13 protein-coding genes, 1 tRNA gene and 1 riboswitch are annotated in these 12926 nt (G+C 71.3%); of the genes, 2 read left to right on the plus strand and 12 right to left on the minus strand.

Features of this window, described 5'->3' with window-relative positions; all coding sequences use genetic code 11:
* The 5 genes from ABZ477_RS12100 to ABZ477_RS12120 form a co-directional block, all read right to left on the minus strand.
* On the minus strand, positions 1-1317 hold the full coding sequence (locus ABZ477_RS12100) for a homoserine dehydrogenase (RefSeq protein WP_360132966.1): 1317 nt from the start codon (positions 1315-1317) through the stop codon (positions 1-3).
* The gene (gene lysA / locus ABZ477_RS12105) at positions 1314-2759 is read right to left on the minus strand and encodes a diaminopimelate decarboxylase (protein WP_360132969.1); all 1446 of its coding nucleotides are present in this window, start codon (positions 2757-2759) and stop codon (positions 1314-1316) included. Before lysA ends, ABZ477_RS12100 begins: the two co-directional genes overlap by 4 nt.
* Positions 2760-2913: 154 nt before the next feature.
* On the minus strand, positions 2914-3732 hold the full coding sequence (locus ABZ477_RS12110; RefSeq protein WP_360132972.1) for a DUF2993 domain-containing protein: 819 nt from the start codon (positions 3730-3732) through the stop codon (positions 2914-2916).
* A gap of 2 nt (positions 3733-3734) precedes the next feature.
* Positions 3735-5402 carry an arginine--tRNA ligase gene (gene argS / locus ABZ477_RS12115; RefSeq protein WP_360132975.1) on the minus strand — a complete coding sequence of 556 codons (1668 nt, stop codon included), beginning with the start codon at positions 5400-5402 and terminating at the stop codon, positions 3735-3737.
* Positions 5403-5487: 85 nt separating this feature from the next.
* A complete protein-coding gene (locus ABZ477_RS12120) occupies positions 5488-6351 on the minus strand; it encodes a transglutaminase family protein (RefSeq protein ID WP_360132978.1) in 864 nt (287 codons plus the stop codon).
* Positions 6352-6533: 182 nt separating this feature from the next.
* On the opposite strand from ABZ477_RS12120, the gene ABZ477_RS12125 reads away from it, so the two are divergent.
* Positions 6534-7331 (plus strand): SGNH/GDSL hydrolase family protein, encoded by a 798-nt coding sequence (locus ABZ477_RS12125; RefSeq protein ID WP_360132981.1) that lies wholly within the window; start codon positions 6534-6536, stop codon positions 7329-7331.
* Positions 7332-7386: 55 nt separating this feature from the next.
* Here the strand turns inward: ABZ477_RS12125 and ABZ477_RS12130 are convergent.
* Together ABZ477_RS12130 and ABZ477_RS12135 are read right to left on the minus strand one after the other, a co-directional pair.
* A tRNA-Arg gene (locus ABZ477_RS12130) sits at positions 7387-7459 on the minus strand.
* Positions 7460-7520: 61 nt separating this feature from the next.
* The gene (locus ABZ477_RS12135; RefSeq protein WP_360132984.1) at positions 7521-7847 is read right to left on the minus strand and encodes a hypothetical protein; all 327 of its coding nucleotides are present in this window, start codon (positions 7845-7847) and stop codon (positions 7521-7523) included.
* Between the two features lie 233 nt (positions 7848-8080).
* Between ABZ477_RS12135 and ABZ477_RS12140 the strand changes: the two genes are divergently transcribed.
* The gene (locus ABZ477_RS12140) at positions 8081-8257 is read left to right on the plus strand and encodes a hypothetical protein (protein WP_360132987.1); all 177 of its coding nucleotides are present in this window, start codon (positions 8081-8083) and stop codon (positions 8255-8257) included.
* A gap of 7 nt (positions 8258-8264) precedes the next feature.
* On the opposite strand, the gene ABZ477_RS12145 is transcribed toward ABZ477_RS12140, so the two are convergent.
* From ABZ477_RS12145 to ABZ477_RS12165, 5 genes are all read right to left on the minus strand, one after another.
* Positions 8265-8585: a multidrug efflux SMR transporter gene (locus tag ABZ477_RS12145; protein ID WP_360133422.1), complete on the minus strand. Its 321-nt coding sequence runs from the start codon at positions 8583-8585 to the stop codon at positions 8265-8267.
* Positions 8586-8597: 12 nt separating this feature from the next.
* Positions 8598-8662, minus strand: a riboswitch (guanidine-III (ykkC-III) riboswitch).
* A gap of 225 nt (positions 8663-8887) precedes the next feature.
* On the minus strand, positions 8888-9790 hold the full coding sequence (locus ABZ477_RS12150; RefSeq protein ID WP_360132990.1) for a CPBP family intramembrane glutamic endopeptidase: 903 nt from the start codon (positions 9788-9790) through the stop codon (positions 8888-8890).
* Entirely contained in the window at positions 9791-11002 is a 1212-nt protein-coding gene (locus ABZ477_RS12155) for an MFS transporter (protein ID WP_360133426.1), read from the minus strand.
* Between the two features lie 125 nt (positions 11003-11127).
* Positions 11128-11793, minus strand: a complete 666-nt coding sequence (trmB, locus tag ABZ477_RS12160; protein WP_360133429.1) for a tRNA (guanosine(46)-N7)-methyltransferase TrmB — start codon at positions 11791-11793, stop codon at positions 11128-11130.
* A gap of 203 nt (positions 11794-11996) precedes the next feature.
* Positions 11997-12836, minus strand: coding sequence for a DUF3097 domain-containing protein (locus ABZ477_RS12165; protein WP_360132993.1), 840 nt, complete (start codon positions 12834-12836; stop codon positions 11997-11999).
* Positions 12837-12926: the final 90 nt, after the last annotated feature.

The raw sequence follows: 12926 nt of genomic DNA on the forward strand, positions 1-12926 counted from the left end.
TCAGTCTCCTTCCACGCGCAGGACCGAGACGACGCGCTCCACGACGCCGCTCGCGGCGAGGCGGTCGACCGTCTCGCTGAGGTCCTGCTCCAAAGCCTTATGGGTTCCGATGACCAGGCGGGCCACGCCGGGGTGGCCGTTTCCTTCCTGGATGACGGTCTGCTCGACGGTCGCGATCGAGACGCGCCCCTCGCTCAGGATGCCGGCGACCGTCGCCAGCACGCCGGGCCGGTCGTCGACCTCGAGCGTGATCTGGTAGCTCGTGATGACCCGGCCCACCTCGACGATCGGGAGGTTCGCCCGCGTCGATTCCCCGACGCCGACGCCGCCGGCGATGTGCCGGCGCGCGGCCGAGACGACGTCGCCGAGGACAGCCGAGGCCGTCTGCACGCCGCCGGCGCCTGCACCGTAGAACATGAGGTTGCCGGCCGCCTCCGCCTGCACGAACACGGCGTTGTTGGCACCGTGGACGCTCGCGAGGGGATGCTGGCGGCTGATGAGCGCCGGGTAGACCCGCACCGAGATCGACTCCGCGCCGGCTGCATCCGTCAGGCGCTCGCAGACCGCGAGGAGCTTGATGACGTAGCCCGCGTGGCGCGCGGCGTCCATCATCGCCTTGTCGATGCCCGTGATGCCCTCGCGGTGGACCGACTCGAGCGGCACGGTCGTGTGGAAGGCGAGGCTCGCGAGGATCGCGGCCTTCTGCGCTGCGTCGTAGCCCTCGACGTCGGCAGTGGGGTCGGCCTCGGCGTAGCCGAGGCGCTGGGCGTCGGCGAGGACGTCGGCGAGCTCGGCGCCCTCGGTGTCCATGCGGTCGAGGATGTAGTTCGTCGTCCCGTTGACGATGCCCATGATCCGCTGCACACGGTCGCCCGCGAGCGAGTCGCGCAGCGGGCGGATGATCGGGATGGCGCCTGCCGCGGCCGCCTCGTAGTACACCTGCGCGCCGACCTGGTCGGCCGCGTCGAAGATCTCGGGGCCGTGGGTCGCGAGCAGCGCCTTGTTCGCCGTGACGACGTCCGCGCCCGAGTTGATGGCCTGCAGGAGATAGGTGCGAGCCGGCTCGATGCCGCCCATGAGCTCGATGACGATGTCGGCGCCGACGATGAGCGGCTCGGCATCCGTCGTGAACAGCTCGCGGGGCAGGTCGACGTCGCGCGGGGCGTCGACGTCGCGCACGGCGATGCCCACCAGCTCGAGCGTCGCGCCGGCGCGATCGGCGAGCTCGGGGCCGTGGCGCTGGAGGAGCGAGGCGACCTGCGAGCCGACGGCGCCGGCTCCGAGCAGGGCGACGCGCAGGCGGCGGTAGTCGGTCACTTCGGCTCGCTCCGCTCGCTCAGTACAGGCATGGCTGTTCTTCCTTCCGTCAGGACGGTGAGACCTGCGTCGCGCGCGAGTAGGTCGTCGACCGTCTCGCCGCGCACGATCACGCGCGCCTCTCCTCCGCGCAGCGCCACGACGGGCGGGCGGGGGACGTGGTTGTAGTTGCTCGACAGCGACACGCAGTACGCGCCCGTCGCGGGCACGGCGAGCAGGTCGCCGGGCGCGACGTCGCCGGGCAGGTGCTCGGCGTCGACGACGATGTCGCCGGACTCGCAGTGCTTGCCGACGACCCGCACGAGCGCGGGCGCGGCGTCGCTCGTGCGCGAGGCGAGGCGGGCCGAGTACTGCGCGCCGTACAGCGCGGGGCGTGCGTTGTCGCTCATGCCGCCGTCGACGCTCACGTAGAGCCGGGTCAGCGTCTCGTCGACGCGGACGGGCTTGACGGTCCCGACCTCGTAGAGCGTGACGCCCGCCTGGCCGACGATCGCCCGGCCGGGCTCGAAGGCGAGGCTCGGGACCGGGATGCCGCGCACGGCGCACTCCTGCGCGACGGCGTCCGCGATTCCCGAGGCGAGCTCTTCGATCGGCGTCGGGTCGTCCTCGGCGCGGTAGGCGATGCCGAACCCGCCGCCGAGGTTGAGGACGGGGATGTCGCCGCCCGCCAGCAGCTCGGCGTGCAGCTCCACGACGCGCGCGGCCGATTCGCGGAAGCCCGCCGTGCCGAAGATCTGCGAGCCGATGTGACAGTGCAGGCCGACGAAGACGAGGCCGTCGATCTCGCGGATGCGCGCGACGGCGGCCGCGGCGTCCTCGAGTGCGAAGCCGAACTTCTGGTCCTCGTGGGCCGTCGCGAGGAAGTCGTGCGTCTCGGCGTGGACGCCGCTGTTGACGCGGAGGAGGACCGCCTGCGACGCATCGCGGCGCTCGACGATCGCGGCAAGGCGCTCGAGCTCGATGAGGCTGTCGATGACGATCGAGCCGACGCCGACCTCGACCGCGCGCTCGAGTTCGGCGACGCTCTTGTTGTTGCCGTGGAAGCCGAGGCGCGCGGGGTCGGCACCCGCTGCGAGCGCGACCGCGAGCTCGCCGCCGGTGCAGACGTCGACCGCGAGGCCCTCGTCGGTGACCCACCGCACGACCTCGGTCGAGAGGAACGCCTTGCCTGCGTAGTAGACGCGCGCCTGCGCGCCGTGGGCCCCGGCCGCGGAGCGGAACGCCTCGAGGGCCCGGCGGGCGTGGGCGCGCACCTCGTCCTCGTCGAGGACGTACAGCGGCGTGCCGAAGCGGTCGCGCAGTGTCGTGGCCTCGATGCCGCCGAGTCGCAGGACGCCCTGCTCGTCACGGTGGGCACCGGTCGGCCAGACGTTGACCGCGAGCGCGTTCGCGTCGGCGGGCTCGGGAGGGACGTCGGCTCGGCTCGACGGGGCGGCGGACACGGTGGGGACCAATCGGGTGGGGGCTTCGGCGCGACGCCGTCCGGTGCGGACCGGGCGGCGGATGCCGCGGCCGGTTGGACTCACGCGCCGGGCAGTCCTTGCAGTCTAGGGCACGGCGTATGCCGCTTCCGGCGTGCGTCGATCGCGGTCGTCGTCAGGCGCAGGTGCCGTTGGCCTGGAGCGCGGGATCGCTCATGATCGCCCCGTCGATGTCGACGTCGGCGATGAGCTCCTCCCCCTCCACCGACACGGACGCGAGGGTCATCCCCGCGGGGATGTACTCGGCGACGCACACGGTCCAGTCGCGCAGCACGACGTCGGCGACGCCGCCGAAGCGGTTGCGGAGGTCGTCGGCCGCGATGTCGGCGCCCGCGAGCTGGAAGCGCGCGGGCGTGAGGACCAGCTCGCCCTCCACGGCCGACGGGGTCAGGGCGACGCTCACGGGAATCGTGAGGCCGAAGACCGACAGCTCGGTCGACATCGTGACGTCGGGCTCGGCGAGGGCGACCGACTCCGTCGGGAACCCCTCGACGCCGGACAGGAGCGTCTGCAGCTGCTGCGTGTCCAGCCGGACGCTCGCGGCGGCGCTGTCGGCAGCAGCATCCCCACGGATCGCGATGCCCTGCGCGTGGACCGTCACGTCGCCCGTGAGCGAGCCGATCGTGACGTCCTGCGACGACACGGTGACATCGTCGAGCTCACCCACGACGAGCTGCGGGATGACGGTCCCTTCGACGGTGACATCGATGGGCTGATCGGCCGGAAGCGCGAGGTTCGTCACGATCTGCTCGCGGATCGTGCGCTCGACGAGTCCGCGCGCCACCCACTCGGCGATGAACCAGGCCGCCACGGCCAGGCCCACGACGATGACGGCCGAGATGATCCACGGCCATGCGCTGCGGCGCGACCGCGGTGCGGGCGCCGGCGCCCACTCGGGAAGCGGCTGAGTCGGGTGGGTGTCGCCGGCGCTCATCGTCACATCCGTTCGGGTGCCTGGACGCCGAGCAGGTCCAGGCCGTTGCGCAGCACCTGGCCCGTCGCGTCGTTGAGCCAGCGTCGCGTGCGGTGGACGGTCTCGACGGGGTCGTCGCCCTGCGGGATGACGCGGCAGTTGTCGTACCAGCGGTGGTAGAGCCCGGCGAGCTCCTCGAGGTAGCGCGCGACGCGGTGCGGCTCGCGCTGCTCTGCGGCGAAGGCCACGATGCGGGGGAACTCCTGCAGCGCGCCGAGGAGCGCCGACTCGGTCTCGTGGTCGAGCCGCTCGGGTGCGAACTCCGAGCGGTCGACACCGGATGTCTCGGCGTTGCGCGCGACGTTATGCGTGCGGGCGTGCGCGTACTGGACGTAGAAGACGGGGTTGTCGTTCGTGCGCTTGCGCAGGAGCTCGGGGTCGAGGGTGAGCGGCGAGTCGGCGGGATAACGTCCGAGCGAGTAGCGCAGCGCGTCGGTGCCGAGCCATTCGCGCAGGTCGTCCATCTCGATGATGTTGCCCGCGCGCTTGGACAGGCGCGCGCCGTTGACCGACACGAGCTGGCCGATGAGCACCTCGATGTCCTTCTCGGGGTCGTCGCCCGCGGCGCCGGCGAGCGCCTTCAGACGGTGCACGTACCCGTGGTGGTCGGCGCCCAGCAGATAGATCTTGTGCGCGAAGCCGCGATCTCCCTTGTTGAGGTAGTACGCGGCGTCCGCGGCGAAGTACGTGTACTCGCCGTTGGAACGGCGGATGACGCGGTCCTTGTCATCGCCGAAGTCGGTCGTGCGCACCCACACGGCGCCTTCTTCGTCGAACACATGGCCCTGCGCGCGCAGGCGGTCCACGGCTTCGTCGACGAGGCTCGGCTCGCCGTGCGAGCCCGGGGCGTGCAGGACCCGCTCGGAGAACCAGACGTCGAAGTGCACGTTGAACCGTTCGAGCGAGGACTGGAGCTCGGCGAGCTGGAACCCGTACGCGAGATCGCGCACCGCGACCAGCTGCTCGTCGGCGTCCAGCTCGAGCACATCCGGGCGCTTGGCGAGGACGCGGCGGGCGAGCTCCTCGATGTACGAGCCCGCGTAGCCGTCCTCAGGCGTGGGCTCGCCCTTGGCCGAGGCGAGCACCGAGCGGCCGAACCGCTCCATCTGCGCGCCCGCATCGTTGATGTAGAACTCGCGTGCCACGGTCGCGCCGCTGGCGAGGAGGAGCCGCGCGATCGAGTCGCCGAGAGCCGCCCAGCGGGTGTGGCCGATGTGGAGCGGGCCGGTCGGGTTGGCACTGACGAACTCGACGTTGATCGTGTTGCCGCGCTGGCTCTCGTTGGTCCCGAAGGCGGCGCCCGCGTCGACGATCGTCTTGGCGAGCGCGCCGGCGGCGGCGGCGTCGAGCCGGATGTTGATGAAGCCCGGCCCGGCGACCTCGACGCTCGCGACGCCGTCCGTCTCGGCGAGGCGCTCGGCGATCTCGGCAGCGAACTCCCGGGGGTTCGCGCCGACGACCTTCGCGAGCTTGAGAGCCGCGTTCGACGCCCAGTCCCCGTGCTCACGGCTCTTGGGGCGCTCGAGGGGGAAGTCGGACACCGTCAGTCCCTCGGCCGATCCAGGGCGTCGCGCCTCGGCGAGGGGGACGATGACGGCGAGGAGAGCAGCGGCAAGGGCATCCGGATTCATAGCCCGTCAAGTCTACGGTCGGCGCTCTCGCGCGCCCGCACGAGGCCTGGGCGTCCGCCGGGTGTTCGCCCAGCGAGCCGGGATGTCAGGAGAGCTGGATGAGCGAGAGGAAGTCGTCGGCGGCGGGATCGGATGCCTCGACCCAGGCCGGCTCGCGCACACCGTCGTCGTCCAGGCCGTCGCCGGTGACATCATCCGGGACGACCGAGGCGTCGACGTGCATGCGCTTGAGGCCCACGTGGCCGCCGTGGTAGCTGAGGAACGCGCAGTCGGCGGCATCCCGTCCCGTCGCGATCCGCACGAGCGAGCGGCGGTTGGCCAGACGCGTCGCGTCGATGACGTACCACGAGCCGTCGAGGTACGCCTCGGCGACGGCGTGGAAGTCCATGGGACGCAGCCCCGGCGCGAAGCACGCGGCGTAGCGGGCGGGCATGTCCATCGCGCGCAGCAGCGCGATGACGACGTGGGCGTAGTCGCGGCAGACGCCCTGACCCGTCATGAGGGTCGTGACGGCGCTGTCGGTGCCCTGGCTGAGGCCCGGTGTGTAGGTCGTGCTGCTGGAGACGAACTCGCTCACGGCCGCGATGAGGTCGTGACCCTGCAGGCCCTTGAACTGGCGGCGGGCCTGCGAGAACACCTCGTCGGACTGGCAGTAGCGGCTCGGGCGGAGGTAGCTGATGGCCTCCAGGTCGCTCGTCCGGCTCGCCGACATCTGTCCCTCGACGGTCGCTTCGTAGCGCACCTCGAGGCGCCCGGCCTCGCCGGTGAGGCGGTGCAGGCGGCTGCCGGACTGGTCGACGATCTCGGTCGGGGTGTACACGCGGTCGCCCTGGGTGAACGTCAGCTCCTCGCTCACGACGGGCACCTGCTGGGCCGCCGTGATCTGGAAGATGAGGTCGACGGAGGACCCCAGATCGAGGTCCAGTTGGGCGGTCACGACGCGTTGCACCGAAGTATCCTCGCATGCCGGATCGGGTGCTCTCTTCGGGTGTGCAGAGCGGATGCCGAGCACTGGCTGTGACCGCGCCCAGAGCCTCGCCTTCTCGACCCGGCGCCGACCCCCCGACCGGCTGTTCTCCCGCGGTTTCACGCGGATGCGGCGATCGGCTGATTCTGACGTACACTCGCGGCGTGAACCCTCGCGGACGCCCTTCTGCGCGGCGTCCGCGGTGGCTCCTGCTCGCCTCGCTGATCGCCGTCGCGCTCGTGTGCGCCGTCGCGGTCTGGCGTGCGTGGGCGACGCCCGCCGAACCCTCCGCCGCGCCGGTCGCGGTGGCGGAGGAGGAGTCGGTCGTCGTTCCGCCCGCACCCCTCGTCCTGCCCGACGATGCGAGGGTCCTCGTGTTCGGCGACTCCTGGACGTACGGCTCTGCGGCCGTCATCCCGACACGCGGTTTCGCCTACGTGCTCGGCGAGCTGCAGGGGTGGCAGACGATCGTCGACGGCATCCGCGGCAGCGGCTACCTCCGGCCCGGCATCGACGGCGGCAGCTATGGCGAGCGCATCGCGGGCCTCGACCCCCGGCTAGATCCGGATCTCGTCATCGTGGAAGGCTCGATCAACGACCGGTGGCTCTACACCGAGGGATACCGGGATGCTGTCGCCGCGGCGTGGGACGGGCTCGCGGCGCTGTACCCCGAGGCATCCTTCGTGATCCTCGGCCCGGCGCCGCAGGTGCTCCCCGTGCAGAAGCCGACGGCCCGGATGGACGCGGATCTCGCCGCGCTCGCGGCGGAGCGCGGCTGGTGGTACGTCTCGCCGATCGCCGACGAGTGGATCACGTCCGCCAACTACGGGACGGTCATCGACTCATCCGAGGTCGGCGGGGATCACCCCTCGACCGTGGGTCACGCCTACCTCGCAGGCCGCCTCGCCCAGGCGCTCGATGCGATGGCCGAGGCGAACGCCGTCACCGCCGACGGCGGCTGAGGCCCCGCCGGAACGATGAAAAGGGCCGCCCGACGGGCGACCCTTTCACGCATCGTGCCCCCGACAGGAATCGAACCTGCGACCTTTGGTACCGGAAACCAACGCTCTATCCCCTGAGCTACGGAGGCGTACCGATCGAGGGTATCACCGCGCCGAGGGTCCCTCTCACGCTGCGGAGGCACCACGGGCCTACTGGTCGTACTCCTCCGCGTAGGGCGCACCCTCCTCGGCCGGCGACGCGAAGGGGTGGAGGCGCCGGGTGAGATGGGTCAGGCGCTCGACCGTCTCGTCGTCGACGAGCTCTTCGCCGGACGTCTCGGTCTCGATCGCCACGATCTGGCTCGCCGGGCCGACGAGGAATGTCGCCGTGCGCCGGTGGCCGTCCCGAGTGACGACCGGGATCTCGACACTGCCCGCGGTTCCCGCATCGGCGAGCGCGGCGCTGTAATCGAGGAGAGCGGTGGTGATCGCGTCACCTGTCAGGAACTCGCTGCCCGCGTAAGCCAACACCTTCACCCTCCCTTGCTACCGCAGTCCACGGGTATCGCTCGCGGGGTTGCCAACAGGCGAAGCGGGCGCTAGACGGAGCGTCGCCGTCCATTTCCACTAGCGATCCGCACTCGTCATGGCAAGGGCCTGGAACCCCGGGCGGCCTCGGTCGAAGGTGGCACCAGGAGCACAGCATCCGATGTCCCGGGTGAGACGATCGCCCGCCGGCATCCCGTCGATCCAGACCACGAGGAGGCGCAGTGAACGCGCATCGGGAACCCCAAGGACGCACGGACCCGGAAGGCACGCCCAAGGCAGGCGGGCTGGGCCAGGACGGCACGATCCCCGACGATCCCGACGGCGTGGCCGCCGGCCACACGGGCGAGATGTCGACCTTCGAGCCGGAAGAGGACGAGGCCGTCGACGACAGGCCGTGACGGCGCCCTACTCGTGCCCGACGAGCTTGAGTCCGACGACGCAGCCGACGAGCCCGAGGATGAGGAGCAGGCGCACGATCGAGAACGGCTCCTCGCCGGTCAGCATGGCGCAGCCGACGGTGAGCGCCGCGCCGATGCCGACCCACACGGCGTAGGCCGTGCCGGTGGGGATGTCGCGCATCGACCATGCCAGGCCGCCCATGCTCGCAACGAGCGCGACGCCGAAGACGACGCTCGGCCACAGCTTGGTGAAGCCCTCGGACTTGCCGAGCGCGGTCGCCCAGACCGCCTCGAGGACGCCGGAGATGACGAGGATGACCCACGACACGTAACTCGCCTCCATGGCCAGTCTTGTCGCTCACCGGGTACTGATCCGTCGTCCGGGGATCCGGTCCGGGATCCGCCCCAGGCTAGCCGACGGCGCCGCTCGGACATGCACAGCACAAACAGGTCACCCCGGGGCCGAAGCCTCGGGGTGATCGTTTCGCAAACCTTGGTTTCTGTGATTCCGCCTGTCTTTCGATGGGCTACGTCTCCGTTTTCCGTCTGCAGATCCGACGATACTCCGGGCCGGTTCGCCGTCAAGAGGCCGCCGTGAAGTCGCTTCACCCTCAGCGTGAACGTGAGGGATCAGACGAGGAAGAGCCAGTCCAGCATCCCCGGATTGTGGGCGTGCACGAGGACCAGGAAGACGATCGCGTCGAAGAGCAGGTGCACAGTCACGACGTAGGCGAGGGACCGCGTCACCATGAAGATGAAGCCCTGCAGGAGCGCGAACGGGATCGTCAGGACCGGCCCCCACGCCTGGTACCCGAGCTCCCACAGGAACGAGACGAAGACGATCGTCTGCAGCACGTTGGACTGCCAGTCGGGGAAGTGCCGGCGCAGCAGCGCGAAGACCGTGCAGATGAAGAACAGCTCGTCCCAGATGCCGACCGCGCCGACCCCGACGAAGAGCCTCGCGATGAGCTCGGGGGTGTCCACGACCGGCCAGTTCAGGTAGACGCCGGACGTGATGAAGTAGAACGGCAGGATCAGCCATGCGAGGACCAGCACGCCCACGAGCCACGACCACTGGAAGACGGTCCACCGGCCGCCTCCGCGCCACGGAAACCGGATCGCGCGATCACGGTAGACGAACCTCGACACGACGTACGGCACGGCGACGGCGCCCCCGAGAGCGAGGGCGAAGCGCAGGATCGCGAGGTTGTCGAGCTCGGCCTTGAGCGGGATCGCGCTGACGATCAGGAGGCCCACCGCGATGAGCGACAGGTCGCGCACAAGCCCGGGAGGGCGGCGGATGCCGTCCGCCGCTGCGGCCGCGCGCGTGACGGGCGCGAGAGCGCGGGGCGCGGCATCCCGTCTCTCCAGGACCCAGGCTCCCGCGAGCGCCGCCGCGAGGAGGACCCAGCCCAGCCACGGGATGCGCGCCACGAAGAAGGCGGGGGCGGCGAGGCACGCGAGGAGGGCCGGGATGAGCTCGAGCGACCACGCGGGGCGCGCGAGTGGAAGGGCGGAGTCGGCAGCCGGCACTCAGTCCCCCAGCGGGTGGGCGAGCTCGTCGCTGGGCATGCGGGCGATGCGCAGGACGAAGAAGGACAGCAGGAACGGGATGAGCCCGGCGGCGAGGAAGATGACGGGGATCGGGACGACCTCCGCGAGAGGACCCGCGAGCGCCATCGAGACCGGCATGAGGGCGAGCGAGACGAAGAAGTCCAGACTCGAGATCCGCCCGAGCATGTGGGTCGGGACGCGGCGCTGCAGCAGCGTCCCCCAGATGACGTTGCCGTAGCTGAACCCGAAGCCGACGGCGAAGACCGAGAGCACCATGAGCCAGTACAGGTCGGTGAAGCCCACGACGATGAACGGCAGGGTGCTCAGCCCCCACACCGAGATCATGACGGTCAGATAGCGACGCGGAAGGGGCAGAGACGACACGACGATCGACCCGAGCACACCCCCCAGTCCGTACGCGGCGAGCAGGAAGCCGAACCAGCGGGGATCCTCCCCGATGCGCTCGCGCGTGATGAACGGAAGGAGCACCTCCTCGGGGCCCATCCAGACGAGCACCCACACGGTCGCGTACAGGAGCGTCCACAGCAGCCACGGGGTCCGCACCGTGAAGGCGACGGCTTCGCGGAGGTCGTGGAAGACTCCGCGGGTCGTGGATGCCTCGTGGTCGGGCGGATCGTCGGTCGCGGGCTCGGGCCGCACGAACAGGAGCAGCACGAGCGCGAGCGCGTGCGCGCCGGCGATGACCCACGCCGCGTGGGCCGGTGCGACGACGGCCGCGACGACGAGGCCCGCGACGGCGGGTCCCGCCGCCTGCTGCAGCGCGGGACGGATCGCGCCTTCGAGCCCGTTCGCGGCGAGCAGCTGGGCGGGCGGCAGGATGCGCGGGAGGATCGCGCTGTACGCCGGGAAGAAGAAGCCGGCGCTGCCGCCGAGCAGGAACGCGGCGGCCGTGAGGTGCGGGATCGAGACCGGTCCGAGAATGCCGGCGACGGCGACCGAAGTGATCGCGACGAGGTTGACGAGCTCGACGACGCGGAGGATGAGCCGGCGCGAGACGCGGTCGGCGACGATCCCGCCCGGGATGGCGCAGGCGAGGAGCCCGATCGCGTTGGCCGCCGCGACGACCGACAGCTCGACCGGCCCGCCGCCGGAGTCGATGACGGTGTACACCATCACGACCGCCCACATGCCCGCACCGAAGATCGACAGCACGACGGCGGAGAACAGCATCCGGAAATCGCGGTGCGCGAGCGGGCGGACGAACCTCCAGCGATCGCGAGGGGCTCTGCGCCCGGCGGCTCGACCGTCCGTCTGGGCGCTCTCGTGAGCGGCGTCGAACGGATCGGCGGGATGCGTCACGCCCGGGCCTTCCTCCGGTACGCGAGGTCGCGGATGTCCCGGCCGGCGCGCGCGCCCTTGCGCTCGAACGCCGTCAGGACGCGGCCGTCGAAGCGCTCGGCCCACTCCCCCTCGAATGCGCGCTCGAACTCCGCGGCCCCGTCGAGCACGTCGCGCATCTGCAGCGCATAGTCCTCCCAGTCCGTCGCGAGGCGCAGCACGCCGCCGTCGCGCAGGGCCGACGCGGCATGCGCCGCGAAGCCCGGCGTCACGAGCCGGCGCTTCGTGTGCTTCTTCTTGTGCCACGGGTCGGGGAAGAAGACCCAGAGCTCGTCGGCGGATGCCGTCGGCAGGAGGTGCTGCAGCACTTCGGGTGCGTTGGCCTCGACGAGCCGCAGGTTGGTCGCCCCCGCCTTCTCGGCGTCGAGCATCGTGCGGGCCAGGCCCGCCTTGAACACCTCGATCGCGAGGAAGTCGCGTCGCGGCGCGGATGCCGCGGCATGGACGATCGCGTGCCCCTGGCCGGATCCGATCTCGACGACGAGCGGCGCCAGACGTCCCCACACGGCCGCCGGGTCGACGTGCGAACCCGGCAGGATGCTCGTGGCCGCGGCATCCCGCTGCACGGGGATCACGAACCGCGGCGCGAGCTCCGTCCAGGCGCGCTCCTGCGCGTCGGACATGCGGCCGCTGCGCCGCACGAACGATACGGGCCGCTCACGGAAGCGGGGCTCGACGGGGCTGTCGGCGTCGGGGTCGGACACCACTCCAGGCTAACCGGATGCCCGGCGCCGCTCCCCGCCTGTCGTCTCCTCGCGAGAACGCCCCAATGTCCTCGACACGCCGTCCGGAGAGGACACGAGCGCGTTCTCGCGAGGGGACGGGGTCAGTCATCCAGCGTGACGTAGTCGATGAGCTCCTCGACGCGGCCGAGGAACGAGGGCTCGAGATCGCGGTAGCTCGAGACACGACCGAGGATCCGCTGCCATGCGCGCGCGAGGTCGGCCTGGTCGCGGGCGGGCCAGCCGAGGGCGCGGCACACGCCGACCTTGAACTCGACCCCCCGGGGGACCTCGGGCCACGCCGCGATCCCGACGGCGCGCGGGGTCACGCACTGCCACACGTCGATGTAGGGGTGCCCGACGATCTTGACGTGCGCGCCGTGCGGGCCGCGCGCGATCGCGTCGGCGATGCGGGACTCCTTGGAGCCCGGTACGAGGTGGTCCACGAGCACGCCGTAGCGGCGATCCGCGGAGGGCGGCTCCTCGTCCAGCGCCGCGTCGAGGAGGTCGATGCCCTGCAGGTACTCCACGACGACGCCCTCGACGCGCAGATCGTCGCCCCACACCTTCTCGACGAGCTCGGCGTCGTGCCGGCCCTCGACCAGGATGCGGCTCGGACGCGCGACGCGCGCACGGGAGTCCGCGACGGCGAACGAGCCGGATGCCGTCCGCGCGGGCGTCGCAGGGGCGACGGCGGCAGGCGGCACGAGCACGACGTCCTCGCCGTCGACGAGGAATCCCGCGCCGAGCGGGAAGACTCGACGCCTGCCGTGCCGGTCCTCGAGCTCGACGGTGCCGGAGCGCACGCCCGTCACCGCGCCGCAGAATCCGTCCTCGGCGAGCTCGACGACGAGATCGCGCTCCGCCGGCACGCGCGGCAGCTCGCGCTGGAACTGCTTGCGCCACCCGGCGGCGAGCACATCCGTCCCGTATCGATCGTCCATGCCAGCCTCCCGGAGGGGCAAGCGTAGTCGCGCGCGGCGCGTGCGGCGGGCAGCGACCCGCACCTCCGGCGTCCCTTTCCCACCCCGCTG

The organism is Microbacterium sp. NPDC019599, assembly GCF_040632175.1.
Taxonomy (GTDB): Bacteria; Actinomycetota; Actinomycetes; order Actinomycetales; family Microbacteriaceae; genus Microbacterium.